This is a genomic window from uncultured Ruminococcus sp., assembly GCA_902785355.1.
Classification (GTDB): Bacteria; Bacillota; Clostridia; order Oscillospirales; family Acutalibacteraceae; genus Ruminococcoides.
In genome coordinates, this window is the sequence record CACZYF010000001.1 from 61,957 (window position 1) to 80,869 (window position 18,913).

Below are 18,913 nucleotides of genomic sequence, written 5' to 3' on the forward strand. Positions count from 1 at the left end.
TTCTCACCAAAGCCTTCTTGGTTAATTGTCAATTAATCTCGGTTAGCCCAATTAACCTATATATTATCATAAAAACAGGGTTTTTTCAAGAAAATAATTTCCGTGCTCTATTGAATATTGCCGAATTAAGAGTTATACTTTTATGCAGAATGACTATTTGGAGAACGGTTAACGGATAACGGTGAACGGTGGAGGGCGGACTCCGTCCGCACCTGATCATAAGCAACCGATCGAAGCAGAATCCCGAAACTATTCTCCGTTAACCGATAAGGAGTACTATGAACGAACTCAAAGAACATACCATCCATAACGCCTCGCGGGTGCGGCAGTACATTCTTTCGTTCCTCAAATGGACGCTGATCGCGCTGGTGACAGGCGCTGTCGGCGGCGCGCTGGGCGCGGCGTTCCGCTGGGCGATCAACCTCGTCACCGACGTACGCCTCACGAACCCGTGGCTGCATTATCTGCTGCCGGTAGGCGGTCTGATCATCGCCTTTTTGTACCGTGTCACGAAGCTCAGCGGTCACGCGGACACCAACCTCATCATCAACTCCGTACGCGAGGAGGGCAGGGTGCCGCTCCTCCTTGCTCCCGTGATCTTCCTCTCGACCGTGATCACCCACCTGTTCGGCGGCTCGGCGGGTCGTGAGGGCGCGGCGTTACAGCTCGGCGGATGTATCGGCAGCGCGATCGGCAGAGCGGTAAGGCTCAACGAGAAGGATATGCACCTCAGCGTAATGTGCGGCATGTCGGGACTGTTCTCGGCATTGTTTGGCACCCCTCTGACCGCGACCGTGTTCGCGATGGAGGTCATCTCGGTCGGCGTATTCTACTACAGCGCGTTTTTGCCGTGTATCGTGTCGGCGCTGGCGGCGTTCTCGATCACGAACCTCTTCGGACTGGAGCCGACCGCCTTTGAGGTCACCGCATACCCCGAACTGAGTATTCTCAGCATACTCGGCGTGGCGGGGCTGGGACTCGCGGCGGCGCTGGTCAGCATCCTCTTCTGCGTCGCGCTGGAGCAGACCCATCATTTCGCGGCGGAATACTTCAACAACGAATACCTGAGAACAGCGGTAGGCGGCGCGATCATCGTCGGGCTGACCATGATCCTCGGCATCCGCTACAACGGTATCGGCGGCGACGTCATCGCGCAGGCGATCACCGACGGTAAGGCACTGCCGTATGACTTTATCCTCAAAATGCTGTTCACCGTCATCACCATCGGCTTCGGCTACAAGGGCGGCGAGATCATCCCGACCTTCTTCATCGGTGCGACGATGGGCGCGACGCTGGCGCCGCTTCTGGGACTTCCCGCGAGCTTCGGCGCGGCGGTCGGCGTGGTGGCGTTGTTCTGCGCAGTAGTCAACTGCCCCATCGCCTCGATCATCCTCTCGATCGAGCTCTTCGGGAGCAGGGGGCTCATTTTCTTTGCGGTTTCTCTTTGCGTAAGTTATATGCTGTCCGGCTACTACAGCCTCTACTCGGGTCAGAAGATCATGTACAGTAAGCGCAGGGCTCGCTACATCAATAGAAATGCGAAATAACATAAAACAAGCCAACATCCTGCTAATTGCGGGATGTTGGCTTAATTATATAACCTATAATTCAAAGGCTTTTCCGATAGCGTAGGGCGTTTCTATATTCGCCAGATAGTACTGGATGGCTGTAACGTCCGTCAACTCCAGACTGTTATTTTGATCGACATCTCCCCTTAACAGCTCTGTATCACTATACGAGGTGCCGATAGATGCTAAGTTACGCTGTACTAGTGCAGCATCGGTCGACTCGACACTTCCACTTCCGTCTGTATCACCTAAGGGGTACTCAGATGTGTTCAGTGCGGCTGAGTGCTCACAATACCAGTAATTGGGATTGCCGATCTCATACGGCTTAAGATAAAAGTCATATACACCGGTTTCTTCCATCACAAACTCTTTACCCTTACCATCGGGATAAAGATAGAAAATGCCGGTTCCGATATACAACGCAACCCTTACTGAATCCCCCTTTAGCAATCTGATACCTCCAAGCTTCAAATCGCTGGCAGTATTAGCTTCAAATTTCAGTTCTTGGTGAACGTTATTAATTCCGCTGTTATCTCCGTTGATCGAACCGACTAGGTAATAGGAGCCGACGCAATATCCGTAACGATCAGCAACAGCATGGGGTTTCCAGTCCACCAGTACATTTGCCTCTTTGATTGCGTTATGTACCTCAATATCGCTCAACCCGAGTTTTTCTGCTAAATAATCCAACAACGCCTGATCGTCTTTGTCATTCTGATAACGTGCAGTCATTAAATCTCTTTTCAAAAAGGTAACCAGCATTTTATACGGTGAATCCATACAGCTCTTTCCGATTGCATCTCCGCTTTCTGTAATATACAACACAGGTTGATACTGAGGATGATTCCTCCAAGCAGTTTCGTAGCGTGGCGTTGCATAATAGTCAAAAGTTTTTCCCGTACAAAACACAGTATCTCCCATACAATCGGTCGTAAAAAGCAATTCATAGGTTTGTCTGAAAGAATCATTATTAGTAAATAAAACGGAATATTGCATGTCACTGCTAAGATAACCGTTTGAATCTTTCCACGACCATAACCCGTCACCTTCATAGCTGCATTGTAGTCTTCTTGAACCCCATGGAAGGATTTCTCCTTGAGTAGATCTGATATAAATCGACACGCTTGCAGATTCATCCCAACCGGTACCGGTCGAATCAAAATAGATTACGCCGTTCCCGTTATACGGATTTTGTGCACCCGCCTCTGTAGGCGCAATATTGCCGCCGTTTTCAGAAGGTTCGATGACTTCTGTCTCTCCCTGAGCAGAAGCGGCAACCGATGAATGTTGATCAATTGTTTCTGCAAGCACAGGAACTGCTGTACTCACAGTTACAATCAGCAACAAACACAATACTAAAGATATGCCTTTCATTTTTATGTTTCCTCCTCAGCCAAATAAAAAGACGCACACCGAAGCGTGCGCCAAAAAACACACAGCTCCCGAAAATGTCGCCAAACAATTTTTCGTATCAAGAATAACCATCATAAAACGGGAATAGCAAGATAAGAGCGTAGTGTTTTTATCATGAAATAAAAACACTATTCCCGAAAAGATGAAGGTTATCCTATATTTACAAGAAAAATTGTTGGCACTCATATTTTACCATATTGCATATCCATGTGCAAGTCAAAAAACATACCGCAAAATTGGTCAGAATCAACAAGAAAGCTCCCTCTGCCGATCATTTTGGCAGGGGGAGCGATTCTATATGGTTGAGATCGCCGCAGTTCCTCGGGAGCTTCGCAACAACATCATATATGCAGCAGGGCGGTGGCGATGCCGAAGTAGACGATCAGGGAGATCGCGTCGACGATGGTCGTGATGAACGGCGACGCCATCACGGCGGGGTCGAAGCCGAGCTTCTTCGCGATCATCGGCAGGGTACAGCCAACGAGCTTCGCGATAAAGATGGTGACCACCATAGTCAGGCAGACCACCAGCGCGACGGTAACGGTGATGCCCTCGTTGTGGAGCACCAGACGGTCGAACAGCATGATCTTCGCGAAGTTCGCGATCGCCAGCGTGATACCGCACAAGAGCGCGACGCGGGCTTCCTTGAATATGACCTTAAAGATATCCTTGAACTCGATCTCACCTAAGCTCAACGCACGGATGACGGTAACGCTCGCCTGAGAGCCGGAGTTACCGCCGGTATCCATCAGCATCGGGATGAAGGCGGAGAGCACCAGAGAACCCGCCAGGGCGTCCTCAAAGCCCGTGATGATCATGCCGGTGAAGGTCGCGGAGATCATCAGGATCAAGAGCCATGGGATACGCGCAACGTAGGTCTCAAAAACGCCGATACGGTCGTATGGCTTCTCGGTGTTCGGGGTGATAGCCGCCATCTTCTGGATATCCTCGGTAGCCTCTTCCTCCATGACGTCGATCGCGTCGTCGACCGTGACGATACCGACGAGTCGGTTCTCCTGATCCACAACGGGGAGAGCGAGGAAGTTATATTTATTGAACATCTGGGCGACGACCTCCTGGTCGTCGAGAGTGTTGACCGAGATGACGTTGGTCTCCATGATATTCTCGATGACCTCGTCGTCATCAGAGAGCAGCAGCGTCTTGATGGTAACGATACCGATCAGGGTGGAGGACGAATCAGACACATAGCAGGTGTAGATCGTCTCCTTGTCGATGCCGGTGCGGCGGATGCGCTTGATCGCCTCCTCAGCGGTCATCTTGGGTCGGAGGATGACGCACTCGGTCGTCATGATCGAGCCTGCGCTGTCCTCGGGGTACTTCAATATTTCGTTGATCTCCTTGCGCGTTTCGGGGTCCGCCTGACGGAGAATACGCTTGACGACGTTCGCGGGCATCTCTTCGATCAGGTCGACCGCGTCGTCAACGTACATCTCGTCGATGAGCTCCTTGAGCTCGGTGTCCGAGAAGCCGTGGATCAACAGCTCCTGGGTGCCCTCGTCCATCTCGACGAAGGAATCGGCGGCTGTCTCCTTCGGCAAAAGCCGGAACAGCAGCGCCGTTTTCTCGCTCTGCAGATCCTCAAACACCGCCGCGATATCGACAGGGTTCATCGTGTTGAGGATGTCGCGCAGGGCGGCATATCGCTTGTTATCGAGCAACGTCTGGATCGTCTCGAACAAGCTCACGGTATTTCTTTCCATTAAAAAACCTCCTACGATCGCCTTTCTGCCGCGTATAGCCGTGCAGAAGGGCGCAACAAGCTATGGCTGGGGAGCGGGGAGGCACTGTATGGAGGAGAATGGTTATCTATTTAATTTGTCATTCAGACAATAATCAGCAAGACCGAACGCACAGTTGTACCTCGGTCAGCATCTTAACAGAACCCCATCGTCGCCCTCCGGCAGCGCCGCTCGTACTTCCTGCGTCCATTATCTCGCCTCTTTCATTCTGAATTCCTCGACAAAAGCCGATAGTATTATTATTTTACTCTGCATTGACAAATAAGTCAACGAATTTGTGCATGATTTTTTACAATATTTCGCTTGATTTTATAGCACCAATCCACTATAATGGAAGAACCATCAAAAGAACCATTGATTTTTGGAGAAACAAATGGACGACAAGCTTGAAAAAAAGCTCAAGGAGCTTTTACCATATATTATCATTGAGGCGATCATCTTCCTCTTGATGCCGCTGTTCATGGGACATTCGGCAGGCGTCGCGACCTACCTCGTAGAGGTCGGCGTATTCCCGCTGACGGCGATCGGCTGCGCGGTGTTCTACAAATTCAAGCACAGGCAGAACGACATCTACGTCTGTCTTCTGGCGCCGCTGTTCTATGCGATATCGGCATTGCTATACGGGATGTGGCGCGCCTCATGGATCACGGTGCTGGTCTATATGGTGAGCTACTTTGTATGCGGGTATCTGGGACTGCTGCTGAGCGATATATTGATCAAAAACGCAGAGAAAAAAGTGGATAAAGAACCCGTAAAGCCCGAAGAGATCAAGCGACATCAGCGCAACCCCGAGCGGGTGAACCTTGAGGAACAGAAACCGTCTGTACAGGACTTCCGCGCCGAGAACCCCGACGAGGACCACACCCTCGACACCTCGACCACCGACGATGACGTCGAAGCGCTGCTCAACGCGATCCACTCCCGCAAGAATCCGTAATAAAACCTTCGACGCTTCCCGCCTCGGGGAGCGTTTTTTGTACCCATATAAAGAATTTTCCGATCTTGTTCCTTTGATATTGACAGCTTTCGCGGATATACTATATAATAAGATCATAGATACCAGAAGATCATCTTCTGTCGTTTTGGAGCGAAATATGTTTCGGAAATTACGCATACTGGATGAGCGTGTCGTCGAGCGGATGTCGCAGATACACCGACCGGTTCTGGATAAGCTTATGGTGATGTTTACCTACGCGGGTACCGGCGGCTTTATCTGGTGGATCCTGTTCATCCTACCCTTTTTGATCAGCCGCCCCTACCGCCGAACCGGAATCATCCTGACCGCCGCGATCGGCTTCAACTATGTACTGGGTGAGATCATCATCAAAAAAACGGTTGGTCGCGCGCGACCCTCCACGCTGATTGCCGACGAGGATATGAAGATCCATAAGCCCAAGGATCACTCCTTCCCCTCGGGTCACAGCGCGTCGTCGTTCTGCGCGTTTTCTGTCATGTTCTGGTGCTGTCCCGTGTGGATCTGGCTGCCCGCCCTCGCGCTCGCGGGTACCATCGCGTTTTCACGCATGTACCTGAGAGTCCATTACCTCACCGACGTGATCGGCGGAGTTCTGCTCGGACTGATCGACGGCAGTTTGATGACGCTGTTCTTCCACTCCGTCGTCTTTACACAAGGATAATATTCAAACCTGTTCCGATGAACAGGGTTGCTTTGTTTATAATGAATCGTTTTTACCAATGTTTCTCAGCTTCTCTGAGAGCTGTGAGATAGGCGGCGGGGCTGTGGCTGTCGGCTACCGAGCACCGCGGCGTACCCGTACAGGTCAGAAATTCCGGGATCTCCATGCCCGCTGCGAGCAGCTCCATCAAGTCGCTGTAATCGCTGACCATCGCGCTGAGTAACACATCTCCCGCGTCCTCGGGATGTCCCGCAAGCGTATCGGCAACGGAGCGCATGAACTCATACAAACTCAGGCTCCTGTCCCCCACAACACGGCGGCGCTTGTAATAGGCGGGAACGTTAGGCGCAAGGCGCATCACAGCAGCGAGCAGGCAGTCCGCCTCGCCTCTTCCTACAAAGCCCGCGTAATCCTCACGGGTCAGTTCACGATAACCCTCGCTGACGTCGCCGCCCAGCAGAATATCCTTCCCATAGCGCGTATAACCCCAGCTCTCGAGCGGAATACGGGTGAAGAAATCCTCCTCCCGCACAAGGTTGAAAATGCTGTTGTAACGCGCCTGACGGCGGCTGAGCGTCACCGCCGGGGACGCCAAAGTATAGCCCCGCACACTGTCCGTACCGAAACGATCGCACATGCGCTTACAAAGGATGTTCGCTATCGCTCCTCCGCGGCTGTAGCCTGTGATAAAGAACCGCGGCTCAAGTCCTATCAGTCGGGTAAAGATATAATCCGAGAGCTGCTGTTCGGCGATGTCCGCCGCCTTACCAAAGCCGCTGTGCTCCGCGGCGTAGCCGATATCGAAGTTGGAGTACCACTCATCGCCCTCGCTCCCCCGGATGACAACAGCAGTCTCCAGATAGTTATCCCTGACGCGGCTTCCTATAATCATCCGGAGCTTGCCGGGGCTGTCTGCGATCAGCGGATCACCGTACCCCAGCGCACTGAGATTCGCGACAAGCAACCGTTCCTCTGCTGCCGACAGGCTCAGCACCGCGGCGACTCTCGCGAGAGAAGGGCTAAACAGACTGCTCTCACGCGGCAGAGAATCTCCCTCTGTCGTGATGCTCAGGGCGGGAATCCCCCGTCCGTACAGGTCGATCGGACAACTCAGCCCGATCTTGTTTTTTTCGACAACTAACGCCATAAAAAACCCTCCGAAATATGCAGGTTGACTAAATCGCTGAAATTTGGTATAATACTCTCATAAATCATTCTTTTGATTTATATGTACACATTCAGGAACACGATATTTAGGAGAATAATCATGAAAAAGTTAGTTGCTTTTATGCTGGCTGTTCTGATGGTATTATCTGTTGTATCGCTTACAGCCTGTCAAAAAGACGCAGACACCGGCACAGACGCCGCTTCTGCTCAGATCCCCGCTGATCTGACTCCCTACAGCGTGAACTCGGACGGCAAGCCGACCGGCTACTTCAAGAACCAGTACGACGATCAGCAGAGGATCATCCGCAATGAATCCTACGACGTGAACGGAAAGCTGCTCAGCGCTACCGCTTACGAGTATGACGAGAACGGCAACGAGATCCGCAACATCATCTATGACGCTTCAGGCGCTGTAACCTCTCAGCTCTTGTGGGAAAAGACCCCGGAGGGGCTGCCGACCAAGTACACCGAGCTCGACCAAAACGGCGCAGTCGTTAAGGTGACCGTCACCGAGTATAACGACGCGGGGCTTACTACCTCCGTCACCAACTACGACAATGCCAACAAGGTGACCGACCGCGAGGTGTTCGAGTATGACGAGAGCGGCAGACTGACCCGCGACACCATTTATGAAGGCGAGGACAAGGTGAAGTCTTACATCACCTTCGTAAAGGACAGCGACGGTAATTATGTCGAGTACAGATACGACGGAGACGGCAATCTGCTGGCCAATTAAAACTATCAAAAAAAGCAGGGGCGAATGCTCCTGCTTTTTATTATGTCCGGTTTTCGGTTTTATATGCAGTATTCCGGCAAGATAAGTCAATTCGAACAGAAATAAACTTCCCCGGTACAAGCACTAAAGTGTCCACCGGACACTTTACCCTTTTTAAGCGGTTGAGATTGCCACAGCCCCTAAAGGGGCTTCGCAATGACTATTGAATAATAATTCGTTTTGTTATCTTGCTCGTATATTGTTCTCCTTATCCGCACAGCACCTTGAGCTCGTCGATGGCGGCTTTTGCGTCGGGCGCTCCGAATACCGCCGTACCCGCCACGCAGATATCCACGCCCGCCTTTGCGGCGGTGGCAATGGTGTTCTTGGCGATACCGCCGTCTACTTCGATCAGGGTTTTGAGTCCGCGGTCGGCGATCTCCTTGCGCAGAAAAACAACCTTCTCCATCATATCCGGCATGAAGCTCTGTCCGCCGAAGCCGGGCTCCACGGTCATTACCAGAACCATGTACAGCCGATCGAGATACGGTAGGACTGCATCGACAGGGGTACCGGGCTTGATCGCGAGGGCGGGCTTGACGCCCCGCTTTTCGATCAGGTCGAGGGTCTCGGCGATATCGGAATCGCACTCGGTATGGAACGAGATGATGTCCGCTCCCGCATCGGCAAAATCGTTGATATAACGGTGTGGCTCGGAAATCATCAGATGGACATCGAAAGGCTTGTCGGTGGCGCCGCGCAGCTTCTTGATCACAGGAGCGCCGAAGGTCAGGTTCGGGACGAAGTGACCGTCCATGACGTCGAGGTGCATAATGTCGGCTCCCGCCTCATCGACGCGGATGATCTCGTCGCGAAAAATCGAGAAGTCACAGGATAACAGGGATGGTGCAATTAACATAAGCTTTCTCCTAAAATGGGAGGGAGAACCCTCTCTCGTTATTACGGCCGTCGGATCAGCTCGGCAATCACGGTCGCGGCAGTCCAGAATCCGATATAGATAATCAGCTCTACGACCGACAGTCGGGCGACGGAAGCATACAGCGCCAGCGTTGCGCACAGGATCAGGCCTAAGATCGTACCGAAGATCTCGATCGCGATACCGAGGTTGATGTTGGTCTTAACACCGATACAGCCGCCGATCGCACGCGCCAGCGAGCCGATACGACCGCGGGTAGCGATGAACGCGCGGGACGCTTCCTCCACGCTGCCGGTCGCCTCGTCGATAACGTTGGTGTAGCCGGGGGTGGTGACCTTGACGGAGCGGTGGAACAATCCATAAGCAGAAGCGATCAGGTCATCGGTGACATTTGCGTCGGTTGTGCTGACGACCAGCGCCAGACCGGCGCGTTCCGCCTTCTGCACCTGTTCCTTGGTGATGGGAGCGGCGCTGTAATTGAGCGCCATCACGGCGACAGCCTGTCCCGAAACAGCGATGTAGGTGGTATGCTTCTCGAGCTTCTTCATCTTACTGATCGGGAAGTCCTCGCGGATATTGATATGATAGCGATCCATCAGCTTGCGATTACCGATCAGCACACGCTCGCCGCCGATCCAGCCGACCAATCCGCTCTGATCCTCGTACATCACGCTCTCGACCGAGGGCAGCACGCCCTTGTTCTCCATGACGAGCTCATCAAAGGCGGGAGCAATCGGCGAGCCCGCCTCACGCAGAACAGCCGCCGCCATCAGAAGACCTTCCTCCACCCGATACTGCTGGAGGGGTACGAGCTGCTCGATGGTCACGCAGCCCGATGGGAAGAGATCGGCTGCCGAGAGGATCAGCGCCGAAGTATCCGCAAACTGTCTGACCGAGGGATAACCTGCGACCATCGCATCCTCGTCCAGCATCCGTCGGCTGAACAGGAGCATCGGCAGATTGCCCGCGATCATCGCTGTAAACGGGATACCCACACAGAGCATAACCGTCAGCGCCGAAACAGCGCCCTGTACGCTCTTGAACAGGATCGCATACAGGATCGCGACGACAACCGCGCTGATCATGGCGATCGGAGCAGTCTTACCGGAGTGCTCCTCGCTGGGATCGGGCGCGTAGGATATCTTCAGAAAATCTGATAAAAAGCTGGTAACATGCTGATATGCCACATTACCGCGCGAGGCGGTGGTGCCGCTTACCATGCGGCGGGCAGTCTCTTCATCATCAAAGAGCTCCGCGGCATAAGCGGGGGAATGAGCGCTGATAAATTCAAAATTACTCTTTACCCTGAGCACCATCATCAGTCTGCCCGCAACGTCCAGCATCAGCGCGAAAGCGATGATGAAGCCGTAGAGGTGATGGTCTGCGCCGACAAAGGAGGACGAAGTAAACAGCGACACGATTCCCTGCAACAGACATGCGATATACGCAAGAGACAACAGAGTCTCACTGTTCGCCTTGAACCGCCTGAGCGGCTTCAAACCGTCAATCAGGGTCTGGCGTGCAATAATACCCATACCCCAGCACAATACGGTGCTGACGGCACAGTAGATGAATGCAGCGCTCGCTCCCTTCTGGGCGATAGCAGCGGCTCCGGAAGTACGCTCCCAAATGACAAGCGCCAGCAAAACGATCGCGAACAGCGCATACAGCCCCAGCTGAATCATCAGTCGGCGCTGATTCTTGCGGATGCGGTCGGAGATATATGCCTCGTCCTCACGGCTGTTGTAGCTGAGCATGCGCTCCTGCTGAGATCGTGAGGGAGCGGCAAGCTTAGACAGCGCGCGGTTTCGCATAACACCGAACGCCCTACTCGCCTTCGTGGATTTCTTCTTCTTTATGGGCTGATCGGACTTTACCGCCTTTTGGAATTTGACGGGCTTTTCCGCCTTTTCTGACTTGGCCTTTTCCGACTTGGCCTTCTTGAGCAGTTTTTCGACCTTGGAGGAGGTCTTGACTTTCTTCGACTTCGGGAGTTCCTCGTCGAAGTTCTTGCGCATGACCTCTTTGTTCTTCTGCTTTTGCTCGGACTCCGCTTTGCGGCGAGCCGCCGCCTGACTGAGAGTGTACAGAAGGCTTTGGTGAGGCTTTACATCCGGCTGCTTTGAGCGGTAATTCTGAGAAATTGCGGGATCGGTGGAGCGGAGATACTCATCGTACTCGCTCTCGACTACATCGGTGAATCGACCCGCTTTCAGATATATATGATCCACGGTGCTCTCGTGCTGATACGCAGGCACCTTAGCGACGATCACATCGGACGGTGGGGTATGCGTCTCTTCCGCGTTCACCCGGGGCTTTTCGTCATGCTCGGGAGGATAGGCGTCGGGCTCAAGGCTGACGTCGATATCGTCAATATCGCGTACAAAGATACCCTTCAGCTTCTTTACGTCAACGATGTCCTCGATGATGTCGTCCGCGACAACCGCTTCCGGATCGAGCTCGGCTTCGAGCTTAACCTCCGGTGCGTCGGGTTCATCATCAAAGTATAATTCCATCTTACCGCGCTTGAGCTCGTCCTTGGCGGCGGCTGTACGCCTTGCTGCCGCCTCCGCTTCCAACGGCTGCTGACGGCGGTACTTGACGTGCTTATCCTTGGTGGAGTAAATCTCCTCCATCGGGGTATCGGGATTCTGTGGGGATGAATTGTATTCCGCTTCTGTCTCTTCACTTCGCTCGGGTTCGCTGCCGGCGGATTCATCGGGCTGATCGACAGTGGGAGCTTTGGGCGCTTCTTCCTTTTGCAGGTCATCGGTTGTAATTTGTACGACGGCGTCCTCTGCTTCGTTCTCGATTTCGGAGGGATTCTGCTTCTTGAACCTGTTTTTGATCTTATCCACATCCATCAGCTTACGGAATATACTCATTCTCTCATCTCCTTTCTCTATCGTAAGGCTCCCGTAAGGGAACGGCTATTTATCTTTTTTCAGCGACCTTATACATCAGGATACCCGCGGCGACCGAGGCGTTCAGCGAGTTGATGTGTCCCTTTAAGGGGAGCGATACGATCACGTCGCACTTCTCGCGTACGAGACGGGAGATCCCCTTGCCCTCGTTGCCGATGATCAGCGCGACGCCGCCGCTGAAGTCGGTTTTCAGATAATCCTCGCCGTCCATATCCGCGCCGTAGACCCATATATTGCGGGCTTTGAGCTCGTCGATGGTATCGGCGATGTTGGTCACTCTCGCGACCGGCAGGTACTCCAAAGCCCCTGCCGACGCCTTGTATGCTGTATAAGTCAGTCCGGCGGAACGGCGCTTCTTGATGATGACGCCGTGAGCGCCGGCACATTCCGCCGAGCGGATGATCGCCCCGAGATTATGGGGATCCTCGATCTCGTCAAGAATGATGATAAAGGGCTGCTCGCCGCGTTCTTCAGCAAGCTTCAGGATATCCTCCACCGAGGCATAATCCTTCATGGCACACAGCGCCGCGACCCCTTGGTGAGCCGCCGAGCCGGTCATGAAATCGAGCTTTCTGCGCTCTACCTCCTGTACGGGGATCCCCGCCTTCTTCGCTTTGGCGGCGATCTCAACGGCGGGACCTGACGCACTGCCCTTGGCGATCATGATCTTGATGATGGAGCGACCCGAGGAGAGCGCCTCCGCAATGGGATTGCGCCCTATCAAGAGCTCGTCATTCTGATATTTTTCATGCTTGTTATCAACCATAAGCGTTCCTTTATCCGATACTTGATGTTTATACCTATACCAGTTTAGTATAACATGTAAAGACATGGTATTTGTTTCTCTCTCGGAATAAAAGGAAAAATAGACGGGGAAAATCAGGCTTTATCTGAGCCGCTATTCGGTTATTTTAACGAATCGGGGGACTTATCCTCAGATTACACGTAATCCCGCGATCCCATACCCTCCTCCGAGCGGATCACGGAACAACCCGAGCTTCGGCGGAAAAACCGTAAATGAGAAAAACATCAGATAATACAGGAGCAGCAACATCAGGGCAGGATGATAGTACTCCGAAAGCTTTCTGCATTTTAGCGTAAGCAGACATGAAACCGTCTGAGAAATGATCGTGAACACCACTGACGAAAGGATGTCAACAAACAGGATCGGTGAGCCGGTAAAGGCGGTATAGGCGTAAAAAAAGCCGATCATCAGTCCCATCAGCAGATACAACCCAACGCATTTTGCAACCACATAGCTTTTGAACGGGACCCTGAGCCAGCACAGTTGGAGCAGCGCCCACGCGGTATATGCCGCCGAGTAGATCTTGACGTGCTCCCATACGCTCTCGTTCACCGCGCCGAACACCATCCACAGCGCCGATCCTCCGCTGAGCGCATAAGCAAAATGCAGGAACACTGCCGCCGCATATACCGCGACCGCTCCCGACAGCTCGCTCCATATCAACTTTCTGTTCGGCATGTACATCCCTCCGATGAAATGTATGCGGAACACGTCCGGAATATTTCGCAGAATAATTATTATTTAGAAATTATACAATTTGTATTATTCGTATTTTTCAATAAGAATGTTGATAACTCTGTGGAAAAGTGGAATAACTCACCTTCAAAACGGCAGTTATCAAGCCGACACTTCCTTTAATTGACGGGTTTTCCGAGTTTTCCATAAATTTTTTAACAGAATTATCCTATCTTCTTTATTTGAAAAATCAAAAATAATTATACAAATCGTAATATAACCAATGTCAATTGTCAAGCGAGAAAAATAAAAACTTTTCCTCACTTTTTATCGTTCCCGGAATAGCATAGAGATGGAAATACCTGCCATCCAACCATTCCCGCTTGCTCCGTGCTTTTGCAGCGTGTATGATGATGGCAGTAACGGAGGGGACAATATGAAGATCGACAGACTGAATCAGGGGACGATACTGGTCGCGATGGCGGCGCAGGATTTACGTGATTATAAACTTGACTTCGGCAAAGAAACAGAACCAAACGCCGTACATAGCGGACTCAAACGTCTTTTACACCACGTCGGGGAGCGTTGTTCCATCACCCCGGGAGGCAGAAGCTTCCTCATCGAAGCGCTGCCGTCAAAGGAAGGCTGCCTGCTGCTGATCTCAGTCCGCTCTGCCCGTAGGCACGTCTATCGGGTCAAGGGCGGATTTCCGAGCGTGGTCTGCGTATTTGAGCGCATGGACGATCTGCTTGACTGGATGCTGAGGGAACGCGATCTGCGTTATACGCTCTATCGCTTTCGCGGACTGTTTGTACTGCTTCCCTCTCATACCCTATCCCTCGTTCAGCGGCGACGGCTCGGCGAATACGGTAGGATGATCGCCGCCGACCGAATCATGCTTGCGAGGGTAAAAGAATATGGCGAAAAAGTGAATCAGCGAAATTTCTGATTAACCGAAGCCTACTTAACCATTGACAGCTCGTGCTGCTTATTGTAAAATATTGTCATAACCGACAGGAGGTATGGATATGAGCACAAGCTGGCTGAAAAATTCGGTATTTTACGAGGTATATCCCCAGAGCTTCTACGACAGCAATTCAGACGGTATCGGCGATCTGCGCGGTATCGCCCTGAAGCTGGATTACATCAGGGAGCTCGGCTGTAACGCGCTGTGGATCAACCCGATCTACGACTCTCCCTTCATGGACGCGGGCTATGACGTACGTGATTATAAAAAGATCGCTCCCCGCTACGGCACAGAGGACGACTTCAAGCACCTGCTGGATGAAGCGCACAAGCGCGGCATGAAGATTCTGCTCGATCTCGTGCCCGGTCACACCAGCGATACCCACGAGTGGTTCAAAGCGGCGAAAACCGGCTATCCGAGCGAGTACGACAACCGCTACATCTTCACCAAAAGCGTGTGGGACGCGCCGCCCGAATACCGCCTGATGTGCGGCGTATGCGAGCGCGACGGCAACTATCTGGTCAACTATTTCTCCTCTCAGCCTGCGCTGAATTACGGCTTTCACGAGGTCAAGTACCCCGCGTGGCAGTTCTCCGCCGACTCCCCCGAGGCATGGGAGACGGTCGAAGCGCTCAAGGACATCATGCGCTTCTGGCTTGATAAGGGGATCGACGGTTTCCGCGTCGATATGGCGGATTCGCTGGTGAAGAATGATGATGAAAAGATCTCCACTGCGAAGATCTGGCGCGATATCCGCTTGATGATGGATGCGGATTATCCCGACGCAGTGCTGATCTCGGAGTGGAGCAACCCGCTGCGCGCCATCGTCAACTCAGGCTTTCACGCCGACTTCTACCTTGACCATCAGGGCAACGGCTATAACAGTCTCTTCCGCAAACGCTTCGGCGACGGCGATAACCTCAGCTTCTTTGCCGATCACGCCCACGGCGACATCGAGGAGTTCCTCGCGGACTACACGCCCGCCTACCTGTGCTCCCGCGAGCACGGCTACATCAGCTTCATCACCAACAACCACGATATGCCCCGCGCACCGTTCTACATGAGCGACGAGATCATACGCCTCAGCCACGCCTTCATGATGACAATGCCGGGCGTACCGTTCGTCTACTACGGCGACGAAATAGGCATGATCTACCGCACCGATCTGGTCAGCAAGGAGGGCGGCTTCTCCCGCACCGGCTCGCGCACCCCGATGCAGTGGGATCACACGAAGAACCTCGGCTTCTCCGACGCAGACGAAGATATGCTGTATCTGCCGGTCGATAATCGTCCCGAGGCACCTACCGTCGAGAACCAGGCGGGAGTACAAGGCAGTATCTACGAGAACCTAAAAGCCCTGATCGCCCTGAGGAAGGAGTTCCCGGAGCTTAGCAACGACAGCGAGTTCGAGATCGTCTACGCGAAGAGTCACGACTACCCCTTCGCCTATCGCCGCGGCAGCTTCGTCGCCTTTGTCAATCCCTCGGACGACGACCGCACGATCGAATACCGTATGGACGGAGCAGAGGTCGCCTACACGATCGGAGACTGGTCGGCGGATGAAAACACCGTCACGATCAATGCTAGGAGTTTTCTGCTGATCAAGCACAGCTGAAGAGTTAGAAATGAGAAATGAGGAGTTAGGAATGAATGGCGGGTAAAACCCGCACCCAATTGATAATACGTTTGATATAACAATAACGTCTGCGACCCGATACAGAGTCACAGACGTTTTTTTCATGCAGTCGTTCTATCAATCCAAAACGCGAAGCGTTTCCCACAATTCCTAATTTCTCACTCCTAACTCCTAACTTCTCACTTCTCGCTCCCCTACGCGTTTTCCGTTACGCGCATAGCGACGGCGGTGATATCGTCGTCGTGGGCGTTCTCGCGGCGGCGGCGGGCTTCCTCGACGATATGCCGCGCAAGCTCCTCGGCGGAGCCGCGGTGCCACGAGTCGATCAGTTCGACGATCCAGTCGACAGAGCCGACCATCACGCCGTCGGAGACCATCACGATCCAGTCGTCGGCACTGAGGACGAGGTCGTCCGTGACGAACCGCGCCTCGTTGAGGATCCCGAGAGGCAGAGAGGGCATGTCCTTCTGTAGGATATTGCCCGAGCGGCGAACGAAGGTCGTGCAGGCGCCCGCCTTCATCAGTTTTACCCTGCCCGTGAAGCAGTTGAAGTCGATAAGGTCGAGGGTCGCGAGGCTCTCCTCCTCGCTCTTGATCATCAGCGAGGAATTGACCACAGCGAGCGAGCAATCATAGCTCAGTCCCGCCTTGCAGAGCTTACTCATGATGCTGACCGCCATGTTGGAGTCTACAGCGGCTCTGCCGCCCGATCCCATACCGTCGGAGATCATCGCAACGGTGCTGCCCGCGCCGTTTGAAAAGTAGTTCAAGCAGTCACCGCACAGCTCGCCGTTGTCGCAGACATGCTGGGATGAGCCGATCTCGAGATCATAGAGCGGCAGCTCACACATCACCGCCCGCGCTCTGTCGCCCTCAAAGCTCAGCGAGGGCTGTTCAAAGTACCGTCCGCAGGCTTTGCCGACCTCACGGCAAAGCTGCTGTTGAGACAGCGCCGTCTTGCGCCCGACGGCGAGCTCCAGCTCCACCGTCATCCCGCCCACGGAACCCGTACGGCAGGAGCAGTCCACCACGGTCATCCCCGCGGCGGATAACGCCTCGATCACGCGCTCGGAGCAAGCGGTATCGTAGCCCTCCGCCTCGTCGAACTCGGTCGCGAGGTCATGAAGGATGTCGCTCAGCCCCGCAAACTGACCCGCGATCACACTTCGCACCTGCGTGATCCTGTGCCGCGCCGCCTCGAGCTGACGGTACTCCCGATAACTCCGCGTGATACTGCGCGCAAGCTCGCCCGACTTACAGCAGCGCTTGAGAAAACGATCCTCGATATCGCCCGCCCCGACCGCCGCGTTCTCCTTCAAGAGCTCCGTCAGGCGGTGGAAGTCATCGAGGGTCATGTCGCGCTGCTTCTCCCAGCAATAGACGCGCAGACCGCAGCCGCGGCAGGTATCCTCGGCGGCGTGCTCATAGATCCAGTCGGCGTTCGGCTCATACAGCCGCGAAAGCTTGTCCGACACCGCCGTCACGCAGGAGCTGACGTTCTCCAGAGCGCCGGCGCAGTGGTCGAGGCGCATCGTCACGTTGCGCCGTACCGCCTCCTGCGAGACCGCAGCGCTGTCGTCGGTGAAGATCGCGGAGAGAAAGTTGCCCGCATCCTTAGGGACCAGAAGGAACACGACGGAGGCGATAGCGGTCTCCAGCGCGATACTTACCACCATCCCCTGCTCAGGAGAGGCAACAGCGAACATCGTATTGCATACGAGCGCCGAGAACACGACGGCGACCTTGCCCATCGGAGCAAGGAGTCCGCCGATCAGCCCTGTCAGCGCATATCCCGCCGCGAGAAACAGCCGCCCGTTATCCGACAGAGCAAACACCGCGCCCGTTGCCACACCCGCGATGCTCCCGCCCTTGACAGAACCGTAACGCGCGAACAGCAGTACCCCCAGCACGGCGAGCAAGCGTCCGACCGACACCGTGCCGATCAAAAGCGGCGACAGCGACAACAGAAGGATGCATCCCGTCATCGAAAGGCAGGCAAGCTCCTGCTGAGAGAAACCCGACAGCGCCCGCCGTGACTCAAACATCCGCGCCGTACGACTCATAAAGTAGGCTCCCGCGGCGGCTATCAGTGCTTCGATCACACACTCGTAAACCTCGGACAACTCCGACTGATTCGAGAAGGTCAGCGCGATCCCCGTCGCAAAGATCGGGATAAACGCCACAGCGGCAGGGTACAGACGGCTCTCGGAGACCTTCTTCAGCTCGTGGAACACCCAACGTATCGCGCCGACAGCGATCACCACCGCGATATAGCGGAAGGAGGACAGCGGAGAAGAGAAGAGGTAGCTGAGCGCGGCACCCAGCATACCCGACGGCAGATAACGAAACGGCAATGCCGCCGTAAACGACGCGCCGAAGGGCGACAGCTCCCCCAGCGTCGCGCCGCGTGAGATCACCGCTCCCGCAATGAAGTAACTTACATGCAGCGCCGCTTCACGCGCTACCCGCCGCACCCCGCGATCGGAGGTATCCTTATGCACGGCTTGTACAACAGACATAACAACATTCCTTTCGGTTCTGATATCAATAAATGATTTACTATCAGTATAACGAATGCAGACATGCCGTTTTGTCGCCGTGTGGCGGTCAATTTAGAGAATGTTTTCGCGCTTTGAGCAGAGCGCAAGGGGAATCCAGTGAAGAGAGAAGAACGGAATGTGAAAATGAGGAATTAGGAATCATTATAAA

Annotated in this window: 14 protein-coding genes; 6 read left to right on the plus strand and 8 right to left on the minus strand. The window is 53.8% G+C overall.

Annotation, left to right across the window (positions count from 1 at the left end):
* Positions 1-278 precede the first annotated feature (278 nt).
* Positions 279-1,547, plus strand: a complete 1,269-nt coding sequence (locus R2I50_RS00295) for a chloride channel protein (protein WP_316607056.1) — start codon at positions 279-281, stop codon at positions 1,545-1,547.
* Between the two features lie 54 nt (positions 1,548-1,601).
* Here the strand turns inward: R2I50_RS00295 and R2I50_RS00300 are convergent, their stop codons facing one another.
* Positions 1,602-2,942: a dockerin type I repeat-containing protein gene (locus R2I50_RS00300; RefSeq protein ID WP_316607057.1), complete on the minus strand. Its 1,341-nt coding sequence runs from the start codon at positions 2,940-2,942 to the stop codon at positions 1,602-1,604.
* 380 nt (positions 2,943-3,322) lie between these two features.
* On the minus strand, positions 3,323-4,702 hold the full coding sequence (mgtE, locus tag R2I50_RS00305) for a magnesium transporter (RefSeq protein WP_316607058.1): 1,380 nt from the start codon (positions 4,700-4,702) through the stop codon (positions 3,323-3,325).
* 412 nt (positions 4,703-5,114) lie between these two features.
* On the opposite strand from mgtE, the gene R2I50_RS00310 reads away from it, so the two are divergent.
* Both R2I50_RS00310 and R2I50_RS00315 read left to right on the plus strand, forming a co-directional pair.
* Positions 5,115-5,678, plus strand: coding sequence for a hypothetical protein (locus tag R2I50_RS00310; protein WP_316607059.1), 564 nt, complete (start codon positions 5,115-5,117; stop codon positions 5,676-5,678).
* Positions 5,679-5,835: 157 nt separating this feature from the next.
* Complete coding sequence (locus tag R2I50_RS00315; protein WP_316607060.1) at positions 5,836-6,378, plus strand: phosphatase PAP2 family protein; 543 nt, start codon at positions 5,836-5,838, stop codon at positions 6,376-6,378.
* Between the two features lie 52 nt (positions 6,379-6,430).
* On the opposite strand, the gene R2I50_RS00320 is transcribed toward R2I50_RS00315, so the two are convergent.
* Entirely contained in the window at positions 6,431-7,525 is a 1,095-nt protein-coding gene (locus R2I50_RS00320) for a hypothetical protein (protein WP_316607061.1), read from the minus strand.
* Between the two features lie 120 nt (positions 7,526-7,645).
* Here R2I50_RS00320 and R2I50_RS00325 point away from each other — a divergent pair, with 120 nt between their 5' ends.
* The gene (locus R2I50_RS00325) at positions 7,646-8,281 is read left to right on the plus strand and encodes a hypothetical protein (RefSeq protein ID WP_316607062.1); all 636 of its coding nucleotides are present in this window, start codon (positions 7,646-7,648) and stop codon (positions 8,279-8,281) included.
* A 247-nt stretch (positions 8,282-8,528) separates the two neighbouring features.
* On the opposite strand, the gene rpe is transcribed toward R2I50_RS00325, so the two are convergent.
* From rpe to R2I50_RS00345, 4 genes are all read right to left on the minus strand, one after another.
* Positions 8,529-9,179 (minus strand): ribulose-phosphate 3-epimerase, encoded by a 651-nt coding sequence (gene rpe / locus R2I50_RS00330; protein ID WP_316607063.1) that lies wholly within the window; start codon positions 9,177-9,179, stop codon positions 8,529-8,531.
* Positions 9,180-9,220: 41 nt separating this feature from the next.
* Positions 9,221-12,082, minus strand: a complete 2,862-nt coding sequence (locus tag R2I50_RS00335; RefSeq protein ID WP_316607064.1) for a hypothetical protein — start codon at positions 12,080-12,082, stop codon at positions 9,221-9,223.
* Between the two features lie 49 nt (positions 12,083-12,131).
* On the minus strand, positions 12,132-12,887 hold the full coding sequence (rlmB, locus tag R2I50_RS00340; protein ID WP_316607065.1) for a 23S rRNA (guanosine(2251)-2'-O)-methyltransferase RlmB: 756 nt from the start codon (positions 12,885-12,887) through the stop codon (positions 12,132-12,134).
* A 168-nt stretch (positions 12,888-13,055) separates the two neighbouring features.
* Positions 13,056-13,604: a DUF6512 family protein gene (locus R2I50_RS00345; protein ID WP_316607066.1), complete on the minus strand. Its 549-nt coding sequence runs from the start codon at positions 13,602-13,604 to the stop codon at positions 13,056-13,058.
* A 433-nt stretch (positions 13,605-14,037) separates the two neighbouring features.
* On the opposite strand from R2I50_RS00345, the gene R2I50_RS00350 reads away from it, so the two are divergent.
* Together R2I50_RS00350 and R2I50_RS00355 are read left to right on the plus strand one after the other, a co-directional pair.
* The gene (locus R2I50_RS00350; RefSeq protein WP_316607067.1) at positions 14,038-14,550 is read left to right on the plus strand and encodes a hypothetical protein; all 513 of its coding nucleotides are present in this window, start codon (positions 14,038-14,040) and stop codon (positions 14,548-14,550) included.
* Positions 14,551-14,629: 79 nt separating this feature from the next.
* Positions 14,630-16,183, plus strand: a complete 1,554-nt coding sequence (locus tag R2I50_RS00355; protein WP_316607068.1) for an alpha-amylase family glycosyl hydrolase — start codon at positions 14,630-14,632, stop codon at positions 16,181-16,183.
* 215 nt (positions 16,184-16,398) lie between these two features.
* Here the strand turns inward: R2I50_RS00355 and R2I50_RS00360 are convergent, their stop codons facing one another.
* Positions 16,399-18,723: a SpoIIE family protein phosphatase gene (locus R2I50_RS00360; RefSeq protein WP_316607069.1), complete on the minus strand. Its 2,325-nt coding sequence runs from the start codon at positions 18,721-18,723 to the stop codon at positions 16,399-16,401.
* Positions 18,724-18,913 lie beyond the last annotated feature (190 nt).

What these genes read in the sequence shown, in the direction of transcription:
- rlmB (WP_316607065.1), bottom strand. Translation starts at nt 12,887, where the DNA reads ATGGTTGATAACAAGCATGAAAAATATCAGAATGACGAGCTCTTGATA.
- R2I50_RS00335 (WP_316607064.1), bottom strand. Translation starts at nt 12,082, where the DNA reads ATGAGTATATTCCGTAAGCTGATGGATGTGGATAAGATCAAAAACAGG.
- R2I50_RS00325 (WP_316607062.1), top strand. Translation starts at nt 7,646, where the DNA reads ATGAAAAAGTTAGTTGCTTTTATGCTGGCTGTTCTGATGGTATTATCT.
- R2I50_RS00355 (WP_316607068.1), top strand. Translation starts at nt 14,630, where the DNA reads ATGAGCACAAGCTGGCTGAAAAATTCGGTATTTTACGAGGTATATCCC.
- R2I50_RS00310 (WP_316607059.1), top strand. Translation starts at nt 5,115, where the DNA reads ATGGACGACAAGCTTGAAAAAAAGCTCAAGGAGCTTTTACCATATATT.
- R2I50_RS00345 (WP_316607066.1), bottom strand. Translation starts at nt 13,604, where the DNA reads ATGCCGAACAGAAAGTTGATATGGAGCGAGCTGTCGGGAGCGGTCGCG.
- R2I50_RS00360 (WP_316607069.1), bottom strand. Translation starts at nt 18,723, where the DNA reads ATGTCTGTTGTACAAGCCGTGCATAAGGATACCTCCGATCGCGGGGTG.
- rpe (WP_316607063.1), bottom strand. Translation starts at nt 9,179, where the DNA reads ATGTTAATTGCACCATCCCTGTTATCCTGTGACTTCTCGATTTTTCGC.
- R2I50_RS00295 (WP_316607056.1), top strand. Translation starts at nt 279, where the DNA reads ATGAACGAACTCAAAGAACATACCATCCATAACGCCTCGCGGGTGCGG.
- R2I50_RS00350 (WP_316607067.1), top strand. Translation starts at nt 14,038, where the DNA reads ATGAAGATCGACAGACTGAATCAGGGGACGATACTGGTCGCGATGGCG.
- R2I50_RS00320 (WP_316607061.1), bottom strand. Translation starts at nt 7,525, where the DNA reads ATGGCGTTAGTTGTCGAAAAAAACAAGATCGGGCTGAGTTGTCCGATC.
- R2I50_RS00300 (WP_316607057.1), bottom strand. Translation starts at nt 2,942, where the DNA reads ATGAAAGGCATATCTTTAGTATTGTGTTTGTTGCTGATTGTAACTGTG.
- mgtE (WP_316607058.1), bottom strand. Translation starts at nt 4,702, where the DNA reads ATGGAAAGAAATACCGTGAGCTTGTTCGAGACGATCCAGACGTTGCTC.
- R2I50_RS00315 (WP_316607060.1), top strand. Translation starts at nt 5,836, where the DNA reads ATGTTTCGGAAATTACGCATACTGGATGAGCGTGTCGTCGAGCGGATG.